Annotated in this window: 21 protein-coding genes; 11 read left to right on the top strand and 10 right to left on the bottom strand. The window is 70.6% G+C overall.

Features of this window, described 5'->3' with window-relative positions; genetic code table 11:
* Nucleotides 1–12: 12 nt before the first annotated feature.
* Together fdhD and moaA are read left to right on the top strand one after the other, a co-directional pair.
* Nucleotides 13–828 carry a formate dehydrogenase accessory sulfurtransferase FdhD gene (gene fdhD / locus AC1XX3_RS06405; RefSeq protein ID WP_483320260.1) on the top strand — a complete coding sequence of 272 codons (816 nt, stop codon included), beginning with the start codon at nt 13–15 and terminating at the stop codon, nt 826–828.
* A gap of 66 nt (nt 829–894) precedes the next feature.
* Entirely contained in the window at nt 895–1995 is a 1101-nt protein-coding gene (gene moaA, locus AC1XX3_RS06400; protein WP_483320259.1) for a GTP 3',8-cyclase MoaA, read from the top strand.
* Nucleotides 1996–2019: 24 nt separating this feature from the next.
* On the opposite strand, the gene AC1XX3_RS06395 is transcribed toward moaA, so the two are convergent.
* Nucleotides 2020–2319 (bottom strand): hypothetical protein, encoded by a 300-nt coding sequence (locus tag AC1XX3_RS06395; protein ID WP_483320258.1) that lies wholly within the window; start codon nt 2317–2319, stop codon nt 2020–2022.
* A complete protein-coding gene (locus AC1XX3_RS06390; protein ID WP_483320257.1) occupies nt 2316–2870 on the bottom strand; it encodes a DUF3099 domain-containing protein in 555 nt (184 codons plus the stop codon). Before AC1XX3_RS06390 ends, AC1XX3_RS06395 begins: the two co-directional genes overlap by 4 nt.
* A gap of 65 nt (nt 2871–2935) precedes the next feature.
* Here AC1XX3_RS06390 and AC1XX3_RS06385 point away from each other — a divergent pair, with 65 nt between their 5' ends.
* The 3 genes from AC1XX3_RS06385 to AC1XX3_RS06375 all read left to right on the top strand — a co-directional run bounded on the left by AC1XX3_RS06385 (nt 2936) and on the right by AC1XX3_RS06375 (nt 5321).
* Nucleotides 2936–3685: a beta-ketoacyl-ACP reductase gene (locus AC1XX3_RS06385; protein ID WP_483321151.1), complete on the top strand. Its 750-nt coding sequence runs from the start codon at nt 2936–2938 to the stop codon at nt 3683–3685.
* Between the two features lie 48 nt (nt 3686–3733).
* A complete protein-coding gene (gene fabI, locus AC1XX3_RS06380; protein ID WP_483320256.1) occupies nt 3734–4504 on the top strand; it encodes an enoyl-ACP reductase FabI in 771 nt (256 codons plus the stop codon).
* A gap of 145 nt (nt 4505–4649) precedes the next feature.
* A complete protein-coding gene (locus AC1XX3_RS06375; protein ID WP_483320255.1) occupies nt 4650–5321 on the top strand; it encodes a Type 1 glutamine amidotransferase-like domain-containing protein in 672 nt (223 codons plus the stop codon).
* A 65-nt stretch (nt 5322–5386) separates the two neighbouring features.
* On the opposite strand, the gene AC1XX3_RS06370 is transcribed toward AC1XX3_RS06375, so the two are convergent.
* Nucleotides 5387–6106 (bottom strand): hypothetical protein, encoded by a 720-nt coding sequence (locus AC1XX3_RS06370; RefSeq protein ID WP_483320254.1) that lies wholly within the window; start codon nt 6104–6106, stop codon nt 5387–5389.
* Between the two features lie 58 nt (nt 6107–6164).
* Here AC1XX3_RS06370 and AC1XX3_RS06365 point away from each other — a divergent pair, with 58 nt between their 5' ends.
* The 4 genes from AC1XX3_RS06365 (at nt 6165) to AC1XX3_RS06350 (ending at nt 11820) form a co-directional block, all read left to right on the top strand.
* The gene (locus AC1XX3_RS06365) at nt 6165–6947 is read left to right on the top strand and encodes an ABC transporter ATP-binding protein (RefSeq protein ID WP_483320253.1); all 783 of its coding nucleotides are present in this window, start codon (nt 6165–6167) and stop codon (nt 6945–6947) included.
* 75 nt (nt 6948–7022) lie between these two features.
* Nucleotides 7023–7487, top strand: a complete 465-nt coding sequence (locus tag AC1XX3_RS06360) for an NfeD family protein (RefSeq protein WP_483321150.1) — start codon at nt 7023–7025, stop codon at nt 7485–7487.
* Between the two features lie 15 nt (nt 7488–7502).
* Entirely contained in the window at nt 7503–8687 is a 1185-nt protein-coding gene (locus tag AC1XX3_RS06355; RefSeq protein WP_483320252.1) for an SPFH domain-containing protein, read from the top strand.
* Nucleotides 8688–8820: 133 nt separating this feature from the next.
* Nucleotides 8821–11820, top strand: coding sequence for an alpha-mannosidase (locus tag AC1XX3_RS06350; protein ID WP_483320251.1), 3000 nt, complete (start codon nt 8821–8823; stop codon nt 11818–11820).
* Nucleotides 11821–11895: 75 nt separating this feature from the next.
* Here the strand turns inward: AC1XX3_RS06350 and AC1XX3_RS06345 are convergent, their stop codons facing one another.
* The 3 genes from AC1XX3_RS06345 to AC1XX3_RS06335 are packed head-to-tail and all read right to left on the bottom strand — an operon-like array spanning nt 11896 to nt 13666.
* Entirely contained in the window at nt 11896–12432 is a 537-nt protein-coding gene (locus tag AC1XX3_RS06345; protein ID WP_483320250.1) for a YbaK/EbsC family protein, read from the bottom strand.
* 53 nt (nt 12433–12485) lie between these two features.
* Nucleotides 12486–13055 (bottom strand): hypothetical protein, encoded by a 570-nt coding sequence (locus AC1XX3_RS06340; RefSeq protein ID WP_483320249.1) that lies wholly within the window; start codon nt 13053–13055, stop codon nt 12486–12488.
* Entirely contained in the window at nt 13052–13666 is a 615-nt protein-coding gene (locus AC1XX3_RS06335; protein ID WP_483320248.1) for a hypothetical protein, read from the bottom strand. The genes AC1XX3_RS06340 and AC1XX3_RS06335 overlap by 4 nt, the downstream gene beginning before the upstream one ends.
* Nucleotides 13667–13687: 21 nt before the next feature.
* Here AC1XX3_RS06335 and AC1XX3_RS06330 point away from each other — a divergent pair, with 21 nt between their 5' ends.
* Nucleotides 13688–14566 carry a TrmH family RNA methyltransferase gene (locus tag AC1XX3_RS06330; protein WP_483320247.1) on the top strand — a complete coding sequence of 293 codons (879 nt, stop codon included), beginning with the start codon at nt 13688–13690 and terminating at the stop codon, nt 14564–14566.
* Here AC1XX3_RS06330 and def read toward each other — a convergent pair.
* From def to AC1XX3_RS06315, 3 genes are read right to left on the bottom strand one after another with little or no spacing between them, the layout of a single operon-like run.
* On the bottom strand, nt 14527–15108 hold the full coding sequence (gene def / locus AC1XX3_RS06325; RefSeq protein ID WP_483320246.1) for a peptide deformylase: 582 nt from the start codon (nt 15106–15108) through the stop codon (nt 14527–14529). The genes AC1XX3_RS06330 and def overlap by 40 nt on opposite strands.
* Nucleotides 15105–16367, bottom strand: coding sequence for an amidohydrolase (locus AC1XX3_RS06320; protein WP_483320245.1), 1263 nt, complete (start codon nt 16365–16367; stop codon nt 15105–15107). The genes def and AC1XX3_RS06320 overlap by 4 nt, the downstream gene beginning before the upstream one ends.
* 5 nt (nt 16368–16372) lie before the next feature.
* Nucleotides 16373–17440, bottom strand: coding sequence for a lactonase family protein (locus AC1XX3_RS06315; RefSeq protein WP_483320244.1), 1068 nt, complete (start codon nt 17438–17440; stop codon nt 16373–16375).
* Between the two features lie 126 nt (nt 17441–17566).
* Between AC1XX3_RS06315 and AC1XX3_RS06310 the strand changes: the two genes are divergently transcribed.
* Nucleotides 17567–18628, top strand: a complete 1062-nt coding sequence (locus tag AC1XX3_RS06310; RefSeq protein WP_483320243.1) for a tyrosine recombinase XerC — start codon at nt 17567–17569, stop codon at nt 18626–18628.
* A gap of 87 nt (nt 18629–18715) precedes the next feature.
* Here the strand turns inward: AC1XX3_RS06310 and AC1XX3_RS06305 are convergent, their stop codons facing one another.
* Nucleotides 18716–19768, bottom strand: coding sequence for a M23 family metallopeptidase (locus tag AC1XX3_RS06305; protein ID WP_483320242.1), 1053 nt, complete (start codon nt 19766–19768; stop codon nt 18716–18718).
* Between the last annotated feature and the right edge of the window lie 225 nt (nt 19769–19993).

The following is a 19993-nucleotide window of genomic DNA, read 5'->3' as shown; positions in this document are numbered from 1 at the left end:
CAGGATGATGGCATGGGACGGGTAACGCGTCGGCACTCGGTGCTGCGATGGGGCGGCGGGCAGCTGACCCGCACGCCCGACACGCTGGCCGTGGAGGAACCACTGGAGATACGGCTGAACTCGGAGCCATTCGTCGTGACCATGCGCACGCCCGGCGACGACATCGACCTGCTGCACGGCCTGCTCCACAGCGAGGGTGTGGTGGCCGGCCGGGAGGACGTGTCAGCGGCCCGCTACTGCGACGGTACGGGTCCGGACGGGCTGAACACCTACAACGTGATCGACGTGCAGCTGGCCAGTGGCGTCGCCCCGCCGGACGCCTCGTTGCGCCGCAACGTGGTCACCACCAGCGCCTGTGGTGTGTGTGGCACCACGTCGATCGACCAGGTGGTCCGCGACTCCCGTTTCGGGCTGCAGGACTGGCGGGTGGATCCCCAGCTGGTGCTGGCTGCGCCGGACGCGCTGCGTACCCACCAGCGGACCTTCGCCAAGACCGGCGGCCTGCATGCGGCCGGGCTGATGGATCTGAGCGGTGAGCTGCTCTGTGTCCGAGAGGACGTCGGACGGCACAACGCGGTGGACAAGGTTGTCGGCTGGGCGATCCGTGAGGACCGACTGCCGCTTGAGACCATTCTGGTCGTGTCCGGGCGCGCGTCGTTCGAGTTGACCCAGAAGGCCGTGCTGGCTGGGATGGCGATGCTGGTGGCCGTGTCGGCGCCGTCGTCGCTGGCGGTCGAGCTGGCCGAGGAGTCAGGACTGACCCTGGTCGGGTTCGTCCGCGGCGGCACCATGAACGTCTACACCCACCCCGACCGCCTCGGCTGCTGACGGGTACGCCGGCCCCAGACCCACGGTCCCCGGTCGGGACCGGAGCGAGAAGCCTAGACTCGGGATATGGCCATCGCCTTGCCCATGCCTCGCCTGCCTGCTCGCTCCGCTGTGGACGCGCCGAGCCGGCCGGTCGACGCGCCGGCTGCCGGGCTGAGTGGCTCCCCGCAGCTGCTGGGTGACGCCTTCGGTCGGGTGGCCACCGATCTGCGGGTCTCGCTCACCGACCGGTGCAACCTCCGCTGCACGTACTGCATGCCGGCGGAAGGGCTTGACTGGCTGCCCGCCCCCGAAGTGCTCACCGATGACGAGATCGTGCGACTGATCACCATCGGCGTCGAACACCTGGGGATCACCACGGTCAGACTGACCGGGGGAGAGCCGCTGCTGCGCAAGAACCTCGAGGGACTGGTGGCCGCGATCGCCGGCCTGCGACCGGCACCGACCGTTGCGCTCACCACCAATGGCATCGGATTGGCGGCTCGGGCCCAGGCTCTTGCCGACGCCGGTCTGACCCGGATCAACGTCTCGCTGGACACCCTCGACCCGGCCACCTTCAAGACGCTGACCCGCCGGCCGCGGCTGAACGACGTGCTTGCGGGTGTGGCGGCGGCGCGCGCTGCCGGCCTCGACCCGGTCAAGGTCAACACCGTGCTGATGCGGGGCGTGAACGACCACGAAGCCGCCGATCTGCTGCGGTGGGCGATGGCCGAGCGGGTGCAGCTGCGGTTCATCGAGCAGATGCCGCTGGATGCCCAGCACGCCTGGGACCGCACCGAGATGATCACGGCCGCGGAGATCCGCAGCCGGCTCGGTGAGCACGTCGAGCTGGAGGAGGACCCCGAGGACGCCGCCACCCGGGGGAGTGCTCCGGCTGAGCTCTTCCGGGTGGTTGGCACCGACCACCGGGTGGGCATCATCGCGGCGGTGTCCAAGCCGTTCTGCGGTTCCTGTGACCGGGTCCGGCTGACCGCAGACGGACAGATCCGCAACTGCCTGTTCGCCCGGACGGAGTCAGACCTGCGGACCCCGCTGCGCGATGGCGCTTCCGATGCCGAGATCGCCGATCGGTGGGTGAGCGCGGTGGCCGGCAAGCGCGCCGGTCACGGCATCGACGACGCGTCGTTCCTGCAGCCCGACCGGCCCATGTCCGCCATCGGCGGCTAGCGTCGCCGGCACGACGCTCGAACGCTAGCTCAGCTCGAGCGGCAGCGTGTCGCGCAGAAAGCCCCGGGCCGACAAGAAGGCGCCGAGTGAGTCGCGGTGCTGGTCGCAGGCCAGCCAGTGTTTGCGCCGGTCAGGGGTGTGGATACTCGGGTTGTTCCACTGCAGGTCCCAGCCCGCCGGTTGACTGCAGCCCTTGCCGGAGCACATCAACCCATCGGGATCGTCGGGAAGAGGGTCTGTTCCGATCCGCCGGGCACCGATTTCGCTCTCCGGCTGTCCGTCGGCCCGGCTGCGCTCCTCGGCCATCCGCCGCAGGTCATTCATCGCCGGTCCTCGCCGGAGTCAGCACCGCGCCGCTCGCCCTCGTCGCGCCTGTTCTCGTCCCACGTGCCCGCGTCGCTGCTGTTCGCGTCTTGTTTGTTCGCGTCCCACCTGCCCGCATTCCATCCGCCCTCGTCGCGTCGGCGCTCGCCCCGCTCGGGCTCGTCGTCCACGACCGTACCGGGAATCACCTCAGCCAGCTCCGGCGCGCCGGCGGAGAGCTGTGGCGCGCCCGTCGGCTCGCCGCGGGGGATCTCGGTCCGGATCGTCTTGGTGTCCGCCTGGTTCGCGAAGAGGACCGCGATGTAGGGCAGGAAGACGGCACCGCCGAAGAGCACCCAGCGCAGGTGGCCCGGGACGAAGATCATGCTGACGAAACAGGCGGTCCGAAATGCCATCGTGATCGCGTACCGCTTCTGCCGAGTGCCCATCTCCAGGCTCGTCGCCGAGCGGGCGTCAGTGATCACCGTGGGCGCGGATTTCGGTACGGCCGAGGTGGTGGAAGGGTCGTGCGAGCCGGCAGCACCGGGGCGTCCAGCAGGGTTACCTGACACTCGGCCAGCGTACGCCTGCTTCGCCAGCAGACCATGGGTGTCGGTAGCGTACTCCCGTGACTCTCATCTCTGCCGATCCTGCATCTGACCCGGCTGCCGCCGACGAAGGCCCTCGCCGCACCGTGCTCGTGACCGGGGGCAGTAAGGGGATCGGTCGACGGATCGCGGAGCGGATGGCCGCGGCCGGCCACCGGGTCGCGGCGACGTATCGCAGCGGCGACGTCCCGATCGGCGTCCTGGGTCTGGAGTGCGACCTCACCGACCCGGGTCAGGTGGAGGCGGCGTTCACCCAGGTGGAGGCGCAGCTCGGCCCGGTCGAGATCCTGGTGGCCAACGCCGGCATCACCCGGGACACCTTGGTCATGCGGATGACCGACGACGACTGGGACGCGGTCATCGCCACCAACCTCACCGGGTCCTTCCGGGTGGCGCGTCGCGCGGCACGCCCGATGATCCGCAACCGCTTCGGCCGGATCATCTTCATCTCCTCGGTGGTGGGCCAGCTCGGTTCTGCCGGGCAGGTCAACTACGCCGCCTCGAAGTCCGGCCTGATCGGCATGGCGCGGTCGCTGGCCCGTGAGCTCGGCTCGCGCGGCGTGACCGCCAACGTGGTGGCGCCGGGCTTCATCGAGACCGCCATGACCGCCGAGCTCGGCGAGGAGCTGGTGGCCAAGTATGCGAGTCAGATCCCGCTCGGCCGGCTCGGGTCGGTCGACGACGTCGCCGGCACCGTGGAGTTCCTGGCGGGCGAGGCCGCCGGCTACATCACGGGCGCGGTGATCCCGGTCGACGGCGGTCTCGGCATGGGCCACTGACCGCATCGCGTACGTCTCGTCAGAACAACGAAAGAATCGGAGCACCTAGTGGGAATTCTCGAAGGCAAGCGCATCCTGGTGTCCGGCGTCACGCTGGATACCTCGATCGGCTTCCACGTGGCCAGGATCGCGCAGCAGGAGGGTGCCACCGTCGTGGTGTCCAACTTCGGCCGCGCGATGAGCCTGACCAAGCGGGTCATCGCCAAGCTCGATCCCGTGCCACCGCTGCTCGAGGTCGACGTCACCAACCCCGAGCACCTCGCCGGGCTGGCTGACTCGTTGCGTGAGCACGTCGATGGGCTGGACGGGCTGGTCCACTCGTTGGCCTTCGCGAACCCCGAGACCGCCCTCGGCGGCAAGTTCTTGACGACACCGTGGGAGGACGTGTCCACCGCGCTGCAGGTGTCGGCGTACTCGTTCGCGTCGCTGACCATGGCCTGCCAGCCGCTGTTCAGCGACAACGTCTCCGCGGTCGGCATGACCTTCGACGCGACCGTGTCATGGCCGGTCTATGACTGGATGGGTGTGTCGAAGGCTGCGCTGGAGAGCACCAGCCGCTATCTGGCCCGCTACCTCGGTCCACAGGGCGTCCGGGTGAACCTGATCGCGGCCGGCCCGCTGGAGACCCTGGCCAAGCGGGCCATCGGCGGAGCCGACGCCTTCAACGCCGTGTGGGGCGAGCGCGCTCCCGTCGGCTGGGACCCCAAGGACATCACGCCGACGGCCAAGGGTGTCGTCGCGCTGCTCAGCGACTGGTTCCCCAAGACGACCGGCGAGATGATCCACGTCGACGGCGGTGTGCACGCGACCGGCGCCTGAGCCAAGGGGCGCGCTCGCTGGGCTGCGCGTACCTCACCGGCCCAGCTGGCGGGTCCCCAGGCAATGAGTTTTCCTGCGCTGCGAAGTCTGTCGTCGTGATCATCGCTCCGCACCGGAGCCCAACCACGATCTGCAGGAGATCACCGTGCAACTGCTTCTCACGTCCGGCGGCGTCAGCAATCCCAGCATCGGCAATGCGCTGGTCGAGCTGCTGGGCAAGCCGATCTCCGAGGCGGGTGCCTTGTGCATCCCGTCGGCGGAGTACGGCCACCCCATGTGCACACCCACCACGGCGTGGAACTTCGTGGCCGGCAAGCACCCCAGTTCGCCGATGACCAACCTGGGGTGGAAGTCCCTGGGCCTGCTCGAGCTCACGGCGCTGCCCACCATGGACAAGGACCGCTGGGTCGGGTGGGTCCGCGACGCTGACGTCTTGCTGGTGGACGGCGGCGACGCCACCTATCTGTGCCACTGGCTGCGGCAGAGCGGCCTCGCGGACCTGCTGCCGTCACTGCCCCACACGGTTTGGGTCGGCGTGAGCGCCGGAAGCATGGTGCTGACGCCGAGGATCGGCGAGGAGTTCGTCGAGTGGGCGGGGGCCAAGGGGGACGACACCACCCTCGGGGTCGTCGACTTCTCGATCTTCCCGCATCTCGATCACCCGGACATGCCCACGAACACCATCCCCGTGGCACAACGGTGGGCGGCCAAGATCGGCGGTCCGGCGTACGCCATCGACGACCAGACAGCGATCAAGGTCACCGACGGCACTGTCGAGGTCGTCTCCGAGGGGCAGTGGACGCTGTTCCCGTCCTGACCGGTGGCCTGCTGGGCGATCTCGGCGTAGCGCGGCGCTCCGACGGCGCGCGGATCGGGCCGGTGTCAGCGGGGGGCCAGCCAGCTGACCGCGGAGCACAACGCGTCGGCGGCGACGTCGCGGACCGTACGCAGCTCCTGGGCGCGAGCCGCGGCCTCGAACGAGGAGATCGCGCCCCCGTCGTCGGCCAGCGCCACCGAGCAGGCTGCCAGCAGCCGGTGGGCCCGCTCCGCCGTCGTCTGCTGCCGCGGGCTGTAGCCGGGGGCCAGCAGAACCGGGCCGCCGAGCCGCGGTCGCGTGCCGGCGGCCACGTCGAGCGAGGTCAGCGTGCCGGCCGCAGCCAGCACGGCTTCGTTCATTGCCCGCTCGGCCTCATACGGAGTGGGCGGCGCGCTGGGCCGCTCCGCGCGGAACACCCGCCACTGGACCGCCTGGCCGACCCGATAGGGGACCAGCCCGAGCCCGGCCGTGGTGGCGAGAACGACCTCTCCTGCTTGCAGCGCCGCCTGGGTCAGGTCACGAGGGCCGCGCAGCGAGCCGAGCCGTCCGGGTGCCGGCAACGACAGCAGCCAGCTCTCCCGCTCGGCGGCGACCAGCAGCGGCAGGGTCGCGGTCAGCTCGGTGGCCCGGAGGGGGTCGAGCTCGCCCAGCACCCCGGCCGGGTCGACGACGTGGTGCGCGACGTCGCCGTCGGTGATCGCGGCGTCGGCGACCTCCACGCTGACCAGGCCGGCAATCAGCGCGTTGAGGTGCGTCGTCATCCGCAGCGAGGCCGAGAAGTCCACCGGGCAACACTACGACCGGCACCAGGAGCACTGCGGGGCAGCCGGTAGGTTTCTCTCCATGGTGGCTGTCATTGATCTTGCCGGAGTAACGATCGTCCGTGGCGCGGCGACCTTGCTGGAAGACATCACCTGGCAGGTGGACGAGTCCGACAGGTGGGTGGTGATCGGCCCCAACGGGGCGGGAAAGACCACCTTGCTGCAGGTTCTGGCCGCGCAGATCCACCCGAGCAGCGGCGTGGCCGGCCTGCTGGGCGAGGTGCTCGGCACTGTCGACGTGTTCGAGCTGCGACCGCGCATCGGTCTCACCTCCGCCGCCCTGGCGGAGCGGATCCCGCGCAGCGAACGGGTGCACGACGTGGTGGTGTCCGCCTCGTATGCGGTGGTCGGACGCTGGCGCGAGGACTACGACGAGCTCGACCATGCCCGCGCCGACGAGCTACTGGCCTCACTGGGGATCGACCACCTGGCCGATCGCACTTTCGGCACCTTGAGTGAGGGAGAGCGCAAGCGGGTGCAGATCGCCCGCGCCCTGATGACCGATCCCGAGCTGCTGCTGCTGGACGAGCCGGCGGCCGGCCTCGACCTCACCGGCCGCGAGTCGTTGGTCCGTACCCTGAGTGACCTCGCCACCGACCCGTACGCCCCCGCCTCGGTGCTGGTGACCCACCACGTGGAGGAGATTCCGCAGGGGGTGACCCACGCCTTGCTGCTCAAGAATGGCCGGATCGTGGCCGCGGGACCGCTGGCTGACACCCTGACCGCCGAGAATCTGACCGAGACCTTCGACCTGCCGCTGACACTGACGTCAGCCGACGGCCGCTGGTCGGCCCGGGCCCGCTGACGTGAGCGGGCGGCTGCAGTTGGCTGGGTCTGGCACGATGGGCGAGGAGCGAGACGTGGAGGTGGCGAGGTGAATCTGACCGACTGGTTGGGCGACAACGCCTGGGCCATCTGGCTCAGCTTGGCGCTGCTGCTCGCGGTGGCAGAGGTCCTCTCCCTCGACCTGGTGCTGATCATGCTCGCGGTCGGCGCCCTGGCTGGTGCCGGTGTGGCCGTCGTCGCCCCCGGGCTGTGGTGGTTGCAGATCCTGGTCGCCGCCGGCGTCTCGGTCGCCATGCTTTTCCTTCTCCGTCCCACGCTGATGGCCCGGGTGCGCAACATGCCGGGCTATCGCTCATCGACGTCGAAGATGGTCGGCAGCAGCGGCGTGGCGGTCTCGGAGATCACCCGGTCCGGTGGGGAGATCAAGGTGGACGGGCAGAGCTGGAGTGCACGCCCCTACGACTCCTCGGAGCCGATCGCAGCCGGAGTCGAGATCGAGGTCTACGAAATCGACGGAGCAATTGCCGTGGTCTATCCCAAGCACGGCCAGTTGCCTTAAACAGACAGGAAACTGATGGGCACATACATCGTCGCCATCGTCGTGGCGATCGCCGTGATCTTCTTCTTGGTCAACTCGATCCGGGTGATCCGGCAGCAGCGGGTGGCCATCGTGGAGCGGCTGGGCAAGTTCAACCGGACCCTCGATCCCGGTCCGCACCTGGTGGTGCCGATCGTGGACAAGGTCCGCTACAACATCGATATGCGGGAGAACGTGGTCCCGTTCCCGCCGCAGGGTGTCATCACCGAGGACAACCTGATGGTCAACATCGACTCGGTGATCTACTTCCAGGTGATCGACCCGGTCCGCGCCGCCTATGAGGCGCAGGACTACATCAAGGCCATCGAGCAGCTGACCATGACGACGCTGCGCAACATCATCGGCGGCCTCGACCTAGAGAGCGCACTGGTCAGCCGCGAGGAGATCAACCAGAAGCTCCGGTTGGTGCTGGACGAGGCGACTGGCAAGTGGGGGATCAAGGTGAACCGGGTCGAGCTGCGCGCCATCGACCCGCCCGCCACGATCCGTGACGCGATGGAGAAGGGCGCCCGGGCCGAGCGTGACAAGCGCGCCTCGATCCTGATCGCCGAGGGGCAGCGCCAGTCGCAGATCCTGTCGGCCGGAGGTGAGAAGGAGTCCTCCATCCTTCGCGCCCAAGGTGACCGGGAGGCCGCCGTGCTGCGGGCGCAGGCCGACCGGCAGGCGCAGATGCTGCGCGCCGAGGGTGAGGCGCAGGCCATCACCACCGTCTTCAACGCCATCCACGCCGGTGAGCCGGACCAGGCGCTGTTGGCCTACCAGTACATGCAGATGCTCCCGAGCATCGCCCGCGGCGACGCCAACAAGGTCTGGATCGTGCCGAGCGAGCTGAACAAGGCACTGGAGGGCCTGGGCAGTGCGGTCTCCTCGGCGTCGGCGGCCATCCCGCCGGCGGTCAAGGGCCAGTTCAAGGCGCCGGAGAAGGTGAACGTCCAAGAGGAGATCCGCCAGCAGGCCGCCGCCGAGAAGGAGGCGTCGGACCGCACCGTGCAGGAGGCCATCGCCGAGGCTCAGCAGCTCGACAACCCGCTGGCGCGTGGTCGCGGAGCTGAGACGCCGGCGGTGCTGCAGACCCCGGAGCAGCCCGCCGTCTCGGCCGGGCCGCCCTCGCCCGACCCGCAGCAGCCATCGCCATACGCGCGGGACGACCAGCGTCGCTGACCGCCCGCCGCCGCGACAGCGGTGTACGGGGCCCGGGCCGACCATCTGCCGGTCCGGCTCGCCGAGGTGGCGTCGGACAAGATCACGAGACAGTGGCGTCGAACAAGATCAACAGTGTGCGAGGCTTGGGCATATGCATGATGACCGCGCGCAGTTGGAGCGACGCCTCGCCCGAATCCTGTCCGAACGTCTGGTCCCGGCGGTCTATCGCCACCGGGTCCCGCTAACCGTCCGCCGCTGGGACGTCCCCGGCGAACCCGTCCCGGTGGCTGAAGCCCTCGCCGCCGACTACGCGCCTGCGAAGGTGGGTGATCGTTGGGGTGCGCCGTGGGGGACCACCTGGTTCGAGCTGACCGCGGACGTACCGGCCGACTGGGCGGCTGAGACCGTCGAAGGTGTCGTCGACCTCGGCTTCGGCCGCAGCGGCCCCGGTTTCGCCGCCGAGGGTCTGGTGGTGAGCCCGGACGGCACGCCGATCAAGGGTCTGCACCCGTGGAACCGCTGGTTCCCGGTCGAGGCCGGCGCCAGCCAGGTGCACGTCTTCGTCGAAGCCGCCGCCAACCCGCAGATCACGATGCGCGTCCCCACCTTGCTGGGCGACGTCGAGACCGCTCCCGATGAGCCGATCTACGTGCTCGCGTCTGCCGACCTCGCCGTCGTCGACCTGGTCGTCCGTGAGCTGGTGGCCGACCTCGACGTCCTCGGCCAGCTCGCCGCCGAGCTCCCCGACGGCGACCCCCGCGGCGCCCAGATCCGGGCCGGGCTCTCCGACGCGCTCGACGTGATCGACCTGGCCGACATCAGCGGCACCGCCGCTGCCGCCCGCGAGGTGGTGGCCCCGCTGCTGGCCAAGCGCGCGAACGCCAGCGCCCATCAGCTCACCGCGGTCGGTCACGCCCATATCGACTCGGCGTGGCTGTGGCCGTTGCGCGAGACCGTCCGCAAGGTGGCTCGGACGACCACCAATGTCACCCAGCTGATGGACGACCACCCCGATCTGATCTTCGCCATGTCGCAGGCCCAGCAGCTGGCCTGGATGGCCGAGCACCGGCCCGAGGTGTTCGCCCGGGTCAAGGAGAAGGTGGCCACCGGTCAGTTCGTGCCGGTCGGTGGCATGTGGGTCGAGTCCGACACCAACATGCCCGGTGGCGAGGCGATGGCCCGCCAGTTCGTGCACGGCAAGCGGTTCTATCTGGAGCACTTCGGCATCGAGACCAACGAGGTCTGGCTGCCGGACTCCTTCGGCTACTCCGCCGCGCTGCCGCAGCTGATCGCCCTCTCCGGGTCGCGCTACTTCCTGACCCAGAAGATCTCCTGGAACAAGACCAACCTCTTCCCGCACCACACCTTCTGGTGGGAGGGCATCGACGGCACCCGGATCTTCACCCACTTCCCGCCGGTCGACACCTACAACTCGGACCTGTCCGGCGCTGAGCTGGCCCGGGCCACCCGGCAGTTCGCCGACAAGGCACGCGCCAACCACTCGCTCGCCCCGTTCGGCTGGGGCGACGGCGGTGGCGGCCCCACCCGCGAGATGATCGGTCGCGCACACCGCACCGCCGACCTCGAAGGCTCGGCGCAGGTCCAGATCCGTACACCGGCGGACTTCTTCGCCACCGCGGAGGAGGACTACCCGGATCCGCCCGTGTGGTGGGGTGAGCTCTATCTGGAGATCCACCGCGGGACGTACACCTCGCATGCGCTGATCAAGCAGGGCAACCGGCGCAGTGAGCACCTGCTGCGCGAGGCCGAGCTGTGGGCCACGGCCGCGGCCGTCCGCGGTCTGGCCGACTACCCGTACGAGGCGCTGGACCGGCTGTGGAAGACGGTGCTGCTGCACCAGTTCCACGACATCCTGCCCGGCTCCTCGATCGCCTGGGTCAACCGGGAGGCGCGGGCCACATACGCCGCGGTCGCCGCCGAGCTGGAGACCCTGATCAGCGACGCGGTCACCGCCCTGACGACCGGTGACGGCGAGAGCCGTGAGCTGGTGCTGAACGCGGCACCGTTCGACCGTGCCGGGGTGCCGGCGCTGGGCGCCGAGGTGGCCGAGAGGGCGGAGCCCGCCACGGTCGCCGCCGACGGCGACGGCTTCGTGATCGAGAACGGCCAGGTTCGGGCGCGGATCGACGCGGCCGGCCTGATCACCTCGGTCCTGGACGCGAGCGGGCGCGACGCCATCGCCCCGGGTGGCTACGGAAACCTGCTGCAGGTGCACCCCGACGTCCCGAACGACTGGGACGCCTGGGATGTGGACGCGTTCTACCGCAACACCCGTACCGATCTGACCGCAGTCGACTCGGTCGAGCCGGTGGAGCTGGCGGGCGGCGTGGCCGGGGTGCGGACAGTTCGCCGGCACCGCGACTCCACCTTCAGCCATCTGATCACCCTGGCTCCGGGCGGCGCTGCGCTGCAGGTGGAGCTGGAGGTGGACTGGCAGGAGCGGGAGACCTTCCTCAAGGCGTCGTTCGACCTGGACGTCCGGGCTGAGACCTCGAGCTCGGAGACCCAGTTCGGCCACGTCAAGCGGCCCACCCACGACAACACCAGCTGGGACGCAGCCAAGTTCGAGATCTGCGCCCACCGGTTCGTGCACCTGGAGGAGCCGGGCTACGGCGTGGCGGTGGTCAACGACTCGACCTACGGCCACGACGTGTCGCGGACCGTCCGTCCCGACGGCGGCACCACCACGGTGCTGCGGCTGTCGCTGCTGCGGGCACCGCGCTGGCCCGACCCGGAGACCGACCAGGGCACCCACCGGCTGCGGTACGCGCTCGTTCCGGGCGCCGGGATCGCCGATGCGGTACGTGAGGGATATGCGATCAACCTCCCGGCCCGCACGGTGAGCGCCACGGCGTCGGTCAGCCCGCTGGTGCGGGTCGACTCGGCGGATGTGGTGGTCGAGGCGGTCAAGCTGGCCGAGGACCGCAGCGGCGACCTGGTGGTGCGGCTCTACGCGGCCACCGGAGGCCGGGCCCGGACGAGGGTGCTCGCGGACTTCGCCGCCTCGGCGGTGGAGAGCGTCGACCTGCTGGAGCGTCCGCTGGACATCGGCCAGTCGTGGGACGACCCGGCGTCGGTGACGGTGGACTTCCGACCGTTCCAGATCGTCACCCTGCGCTACACGCGCTGATCACCGGCCCGGTCCCGCTCCGCCGCGTGCGGGGTGGGACCGGGCTGCGTGCGGGGTGGGATCGGGCGCGTGGGCTCAGCCGGTCGGCTGGGCCAGGGCCAGCACGCTGGCCCCGGGCAGGGCGGCCGCGGTGCTGCCCCGAACGGCCAGCTTGCTGCCCCTGATCCCGCTGCCGATCACCACCCACTCGGCGGCCGCCACGGCGGAGTCGATCAGGATCGGCCAGTCGGCCGGCAGCCCGACGGGGGTGATGCCGCCGTACTCCATCCCCGTACTGGCGACGGCCTCGTCCATCGGGGCAAAGGAGATCTTGCGTACGTCCAGGTGCTTGCGGACCACCTTGTTGATGTCCGCGCGGTCGGTGGCCAGGACCAGGCAGGCCGCCGTGGTGGTCACCTCACCGCGGCGTCCCGCCACCACCACGCAGTTGGCCGACGCGGACATCGCCACGTCGTACGCCGCGCAGAAGGCGGCGGTGTCGGCCAACGACGGGTCGATCGCGGCGACGTAGGCTTCGAGTCCGCTGACGGCGCCAGCCACGGGCGAGGCGAGCAGATCGGGATGGTCGGCGGCGGGCCGCCAGGTCAGGGATCCAAGAGATGGGGTGCTCACCGGCCCAAATCTAGACACCGGGCATCGCCCGCGGGGGCGTACCCCCTGCTTCCTCAGCCGTGCAGCAGCAGCCAGCCGATGCCGGCGCAGACGGCGGCCCAGCCGATGCTGGCGAAGGTGCCGATGATGAAACGCTCGGCCGCGCCGCTGCTGTGCGCCGACTTCAGCTCGGGATAGCGGGCGAGTCCTTTGACCGCCAGGATGACAGCGATCCCCTCGGGCCAGCCGGCCAGCAGCGAGGCGACCATGCCGATCCGCTCCAGCGCACCGATCCAGGCGCCGCCGCGCAGTACTGTGCGCTGCACCCGGACTCCGCCGCGGCGCGACGAGGCGTCGGCCAGATCCAGCACGCACGAGGTGACCGCACCGCCGGTCAGCACCGCCGCGGCCAGCACCACCGTCATCACCAGCCAGCTCCACCGGCCGGTGACAGGACTGCCGGCACTGGCCAGTGCGGCCACGGCGGCGGTGACGACGACCATCACGGCCAACGCGGCCACCAGCACGGGCGTCCGGCTCAGCGCCGGCGTGCGCTTGGTCGGCCGCGGTGGCACCCACACCACCACGCTGGCGGCGGTCAGCACAGCCCAGACGACCACGCCGGCCCAGGTCGCGGCGCTCACCCGGCGGCCCGGCCGGTGATCAGGGCGTCCGCACGGTCGAGCAGCCGAACGACCACCGGCACGGCGTCGCGTTCGATGGCCCAGTTGGCCGCCTGCAGGCGCTGTCCGACGGCCTGGCGGGTGATGCCGAGGGTGTCGGCGGCTTCCAGCATGGTGGCGCCTGTGGCCATCAGGTCGACCGCGTCCCAGCCCTGCTCGGAGCGCTTCTCCCGGACGGTGGCGACCAGCCGGAGCACCACCTCGGCGTCATGACCGGCTTCGATCGCCGGTGGGACAGCGGCGACGGCGACATGGGTCGGCTCGCGCTTGGCCAGGTCAACGGCGGCGCGCGCGGCCAGATACGCGGTGCCGCGGCCCTCGCGGGTGTCCTCGGGCAGCGGGGTGTCCACCAGCCCGATCCCCAAGCCGATGTGCCACTCACCCGTCCGCATGAGTTCGAGGATGGCAGTGACCACTGACAGCGGATCGTCGAGCAGACCCTGGAACTCGTCCCCGGCGGTCCGGGTGAAGCCGAGTACGGTGTCCACCGGAGCCAGGGCTGCGATGGTTTCGGCGACGAGGTCGGGTCGCCGGCGAGAGTCGATCTGATCGGCCACGAGAACGTACGGCATGACGAAAGGGTACTGACTTTCATGTCAGAGGAGCAAGGCTATGGGCTTGCGCGGTCACAACGCGTCGAGGTGACCGAAGCCGACGATCCACGGCTGGCCGACTATGTCCGGCTGCGGGACACCGCACTGCGCAAGCACCTCGAGTCCGAGCAGGGTCTGTTCATCGCCGAGGGCGAGAAGGTGATCCGCCGGGCTGTCGAGTCAGGTCATCGTCCGCGGTCGTACCTGCTGGCCGAGCGCTGGCTCGCCTCACTGGCCGACGTGCTCGCCGCCACCCCGGACGTGCCGGTGTATGTGGTCAGCGAGGAGCTGGCGGAGCAGGTGACCGGCTTTCACGTCCACCGCGGCGCGCTGGCCTCGCTGCACCGCCGTCCGGCGCGCTCGGTCGACGAGCTGTTGGCGTTGAGACGGCTGGTGGTGCTGGAGGACATCGTGGACCACACCAACGTGGGCGCGATCCTGCGCTGTGCCGCGGGGCTCGGCTGGGACGGTGCCCTGCTGGCGCCGCGGGCCGCCGATCCGCTCTACCGACGCTCGATCAAGGTCAGTATGGGAGCGGTCTTCTCACTGCCGTGGGCCCGGCTGGAGAACTGGGCCACTGCACCCGCGATGCTGACCGAGGCCGGCTTCACCACGGTGGCACTGACGCTGGCCGACGACGCCGTGGACCTGGCGGAGGTGGCGGCGCAGCTGGCCGCCACCCCGACCCCGGTCGCGGTCCTGCTCGGCACCGAGGGCGCCGGACTGTCACCACACTGGACCCGGTCGGCCACGGTCCGCGCCACGATCCCGATGCAGGCCGGGATCGACTCGCTGAACGTGGCCGCCGCTGCCGCGGTCGCCTGCTATGTGCTGGGGCCTCACTCGCTCCGGGGCGAGACCGGCCAGTCGGCGGGGTAGCGCTCGGCCGCCTTCTCATGCAGCGCGTAGAGCTTCTTGCGCAGCCGCCCCGACAGCCGGTCGCCGAAGACGGTCCCGTTGAGGTGGTCGGTCTCGTGCTGCAGGCAGCGAGCCAGCAGGCCGGTGCCGACGACCTCGACCGGCTCGCCGAAGGCGTCCTGACCGCGGCAGGTGGCCAGGTCCGGGCGGGCCAGCTCGATGTAGGCACCGGGCAGCGACAGGCAGCCCTCATCGGCCGCGTCCAGCACCCGGTCCTTGCCCTCGGGCAGCGTCACCTCGGGGTTGCAGATCACGCCGACATGGCGGACGTCGTCATCATCGGGGCAGTCGAACACGAACACGGCCAGGTCGACGCCCACCTGGGTGGCGGCCAGGCCGACGCCTTCGGCGGCTTCCATCGTGGCGAACATGTCGCGGACCAGCTGGTGCAGCTCGTCACCGAACTGGGTCACCGGTCGGGTCCGGGCGTGCATCACCGGAGTGCCCCAGCGGGTGATCGGCAGCACCGTGCCGCCCTGGGTCAGGTTGTCCACGTCGGTCATCGGCGTACGCTCCCGCGCGTGCTGAGCGCGTCGTACGGGTCAAGAGTCACCCCGGCACCGGACTCGGCGTCGAAGTGGTAGACCGGACGGCCCTCCATGATCACGGTCTGGGCCCGGCTCATGATCTCCAGCGGATCGCCGTCCCAGATCACCAGGTCACCGTCCTTGCCCACCTCGAGAGAGCCGACCCGCGAGTCGAGTCCCATGATCTCGGCCGGGTTGATGGTGATCGAGCGGAGCGCGACGTCACGGTCGAGACCTTCCTTGACCGACAGGATCGCCTGGTAGACAAGGAAGTTGATCGGCACGACGGGGTGGTCGGTGGTGATGGCGATCTTGATGCCGGCCTTCGCCAGCAAGCCCGGGTTGCGCAGGTCGCGCTGGTTGACCTCGACCTTGGACCGCGAGGTGAACAGCGGGCCGATGATCACCGGGATCTGCCGCTCGGCGATCAGGTCGGCGAGCAGGTGGGCCTCGGTGCCGTGGTTGATCACCAGGCGATAGCCGAACTCGTCGGCCAGCCGGATGGCGGTGGCGATGTCGTCGGCGCGGTGGGTGTGCTGACACCAGGGGACCTCGCGGTCGAGGACCTGGACCAGGATCTCGCAGTTGGAGTCCCGCTCGAACGGCTTGCCCTCGGCCGCAGCGTGGTCGCGCCGGGCCCGGTAGTCCTCTGCCTTGCGCAACGCGTCCCGGATGACCGCGGTGACGCCCAGTCGGGTGGACGGGGTCTGCTTCTTCTCGCCGTAGACCCGCTTCGGGTTCTCACCGAGTGCTGACTTCACGCTGCATGGCTGAGCCAGCAGCATCTCGTCGACCATCCGCCCCCAGGACTTGACGGCCACGGTCTGACCGCCGACCGGGTTGCCGGAGCCGGGCTTGACCACGACGGCGGTCACGCCGCCGGCCAGCGCGTCACGGAACCCCTCGTCGGCCGGGTTGATCGCGTCCAGGGCACGGAACCGGGCGCCGACGGGGTCGGTCATCTCGTTGGTGTCCTGGCCGGCCCACCCGTTGCCCTCCTCGTGCACCCCGACGTGACCGTGGGCCTCGACGAACCCGGGAAGCACCCACTGACCGGTGGCGTCGACGACGTGAACGCCGTCGGGAACCACGACGTCGGTGCCGATCTCGGTGATGACTCCGTCGCGGACGAGCACGGTGGCTCCCTCGATCGGGTCGCCGACCACGGGGACCACATAACCGCCGACAACGGCGATGTCCGAACCGCCCCGCAGGGCGCTGATTGCTGAATTCACGGCAGTCACGCTATCGCGCCGGAGGCGGACGGGACCACGACGATGCAGGCGGGAGCCGGCGTAGCCAGCTCCAGCACGAGGTGCGGTGCGGTCAGCTCGTCGCGGGAATACACTCGGACGGTGTCGTCGAGCTGGCTGGCCACCCACAGGTGGCCGGGTGTCGCCACCAGGTCGCGCGGCCAGCTGCCGCCGCAGTCGAACTCGGTGACCAGGCGGACCGTGGTGCTCTCCGGCTCAAGCTCGAAGACGGCGATGGTGCCCGCGCCCCGGTTGGCCACGAACAAGGTGTCGCCGTCGGCCCGAAGCGCCGACGGGTAGATCCGCTCGGTGGTGTGCGACTTGGAGCAGGCCAGCGGGTCGCTCGCTCGCCAACCGCCCTCGCCGTCGCGGCGGGCCGCCCACAGCTGGGCGGAGAGCTCGAGTGCCACGACGAGGTGTTCCTCGAGCACGACCAGGTGCCGCGGTCCGGAACCCGACGGCAGCAGCAGCGGCTCGGCGGCCGGGGTGAACGTGCCTCGCGCGTCGAGGTGCAGCCGGTGAATCAGGTCGAGGCCGAGATCGGGGACCAGGATCTCGTCGCCGTCGACCACCACCTGGTGCGGATGGGAGCTGTCCTGTCGGTCGGGGTCCGGGCCCGAGCCGGTGAACTGCAGCAGGTCGGCCTGCTCTTCGACGGTGCCGTCGGCCGCCAGCGGGAAGCTCGCCACCGACCCGGTGCCGTAGTTGGCCACCACAAGGAAGCGTCCGCTCGGGTCGACCGCCAGGTGGCAGCCGCCGCCGCCGTCCCCGGTGACCGTGCCCCGGTGGACCAGGCTGCCGTCGGGCTCGATCGACACGGTGACCAGGTCGGTCCGCTCCGTCTCGGTGACGGCGTAGAGCAACGGCAACGTGGGGTGCTTGATGAGATAGCTCGGAGACGGTGCCTTCACCGGGTCGCCGGCGATCAGTCCCGGCTGGCCGGCGTCCACACTCGGGACGTACCCGGTGATGCCGAGGGCGCCACCCATGTCGTCGGTGTAACCACCGATGACCACCGAGGAGACGCCGAGCGCTGGGGAGGAAGAGGATGCCATGACGTCTTGAATACCACGCAGACCAGCCGTCCAACCGCGGGCCCCGCGGTCCGGGTGGCAGGACACCGCCGCGGCGGTGCGGAGTGGCGGCTTGCGAGGTGGCAGACCGCGACGCATGGTGGATAGATGGCCACCTCCGAATCCCCGCGGGCACGGGCCAGCTCCGACCCGCCGATCACAAAGTCGTCGCCCGACGGCAGGTCGCGCGGCGCCGACCCGAGACCGTCGGCCAAGACCTCGGGCGTCGACGAACCGGTGGATCCCGCGACCGCCGAGGTGGGGGTCCGCTACGCCGCCCTGCTGGACGACTACGTCCGGCACCTGCGGTCGCAGCGCCAGCTCTCCGAGCACACCATCCGGGCGTACCGCGGTGACCTCATCCAGCTGCTGGTTCACCTGCGTCGACTGGGGGTCGACACCTTGGACGAGGTGACCGTCCGCTCCCTGCGCAGCTGGCTGGCCAAGCAGCAGAGCACCGGTCAGGCCCGCAGCACGCTGCAACGTCGGGCGGCCGCGGCCCGGGTGTTCTTCGCCTGGGCCCAGTCCACCGGTCGCAGCGTGGCCAACCCGGCCGCCACGCTGCGTTCCCCCAAGGCCACGCGGGCGCTGCCGCCGACGCTGGAGCAGCGCGACGCGGAGCAGATGCTGACCGACGCCATCGCTGTCGCGGCGGATGACGGTCCGGTGGGTCTGCGCGACGTTGCCATGTTGGAGGTGCTCTACGCCACCGGGATGCGGGTGTCGGAGCTGTGCGGCCTGGACCTCACCGATGTGGATCGCGACCGCCGGGTGCTGCGGGTGATCGGCAAGGGCAACAAGCAGCGGAGTGTGCCGTTGGGGGCGCCGGCCCTGCGGGCCCTGGACGCGTGGCTCGACCGTGGCCGAGCCGAGCTGGCCACGGCTGAGTCGGGGCCCGCAGTGTTCGTGGGGGAGCGAGGGGGCCGGATCGACCCGCGGGTAGTGCGCCGGGTCGTGCATGCGGCCCTGCGGCTCGTCGACGGTGCGCCGGACCTCGGGCCGCACGGGCTGCGGCACGCCATGGCCACCCATCTCCTCGAGGGCGGGGCGGACCTGCGCAGCGTCCAGGAGATGCTCGGCCACGCGTCGCTCGCCACCACGCAGATCTACACCCACGTCAGCACCGACCGGCTGCGGCGGGCCTTCGAGCAGGCGCACCCGCGCGCTTGACCCCCGCGCCCCTGACCCCTGCGCCCCTGACCCCTGCGCCCCTGACCCCTGCGCGCCTGATCCCGCGCGCCTGACGAGGTCCCACGCCTAGAACCAGGTCAGCGGGTCGACGAGCCGGCCGTCCAACCACACCATCAGGTGGAGGTGGCAGCCGGTGGAGTACCCGGTGGTGCCGACGTGTCCCAGCAGCTGCCCGCGCCGCACTCGCTGCCCGGGCCGCACCACATAGTCGCTGGCATGGTTGTACGCCGTGACCACCGATCGCCCGGCCACCTCGCCGTGGGCCAGCAGCAGCCGGTTGCCGTACGCGGGGTGCACACTCACCTGGTCGACGATCCCGTCAGCCGGGGCGACGATCGGCGTTCCGCAGCCGGCGCCGAAGTCGGTTCCGTCGTGCAGTCTCTGGACCCGCAGGACCGGGTGGAACCGCGGCCCGAAGGCCGAGGTCACCGGAGCCCGGACCGGGAGGCTGAAGTCCGACCGGGACGACCACCCGATCAGCTCGCCGGCCAGTGCGGTGGCGGCACCGGCCAGCTCGGCAGCTCGGGCGGCGTCGGTGGCCGCGGCCCGCTCGGTCGCCCGGTGCTCGGCCGCGGCCCGCTCGCCGGCGCCGACCAGCCGGACGGTGCCCGACGTGGTGGCCAGGCGGCTCGGGTCGAGATAGGTGTCGCCCTCCCGCAGTCCCCAGTGCAGGCAGCTGGTGGCGCCGCAGTGCCGGCCGGCCTCCAGGGTCCCGAGGAGCTGGCCGAGCCGCACGGTGGCGCCGACGCGCACCACGGCCGTCACCGGCTCATAGGTGGTGCGTACTCCGCCGTGGTCGAGGACCACCACGCCGCGGCCGGCCAGGGTCCGGGCGTAGCTGACCCGCCCCTCGGCCGCCGCCAGCACCGGGGAGCCGACCGGGGCCGCCAGGTCGAGACCTCGATGTCCCGCGGCCCAGGGGGTGTCCGGGGGATCGAAGCCGCGGAGCTGGCGGACGGCTCCGGACAGCGGCCAGTCGGACGGTTCCGGCAGCGCCGGTTGGGCCCGGGCCTGCTCGGTGGTGGTCGCAACCACGAGCAACACCACGACGATCAGCAGGGGCAGTCGCAGCCACCGGGTCGCCGCGGCGGGAGGGGGCAAGAATCGTAGGTCCGGCACGTAGCGACCCTGGGCGGACGAGGTCGACGTGATGGAGCAGCTGAGCGGGGGTGTGGACACTGCGCCGACCGGTCTGGGGAGCTGTGGACGCCGACCCGCGGCCCGATGTCCGGTGCCGATTTCCGCCCGGGGAGGGTTGCCGCGTAAACTCGTCGGAGCAGCCCAGCCATCTGGGCTGACTTCGCATGCTCACGCACCGGATCGGCTGATCTGGCCGCGGTGGAC

The sequence above is a fragment of the Microlunatus sp. M237 genome (assembly GCF_056896895.1).
The sequence above is the reverse complement of the archived record's forward strand: the minus strand, read 5'-3'. Positions and strand labels throughout refer to the sequence as shown.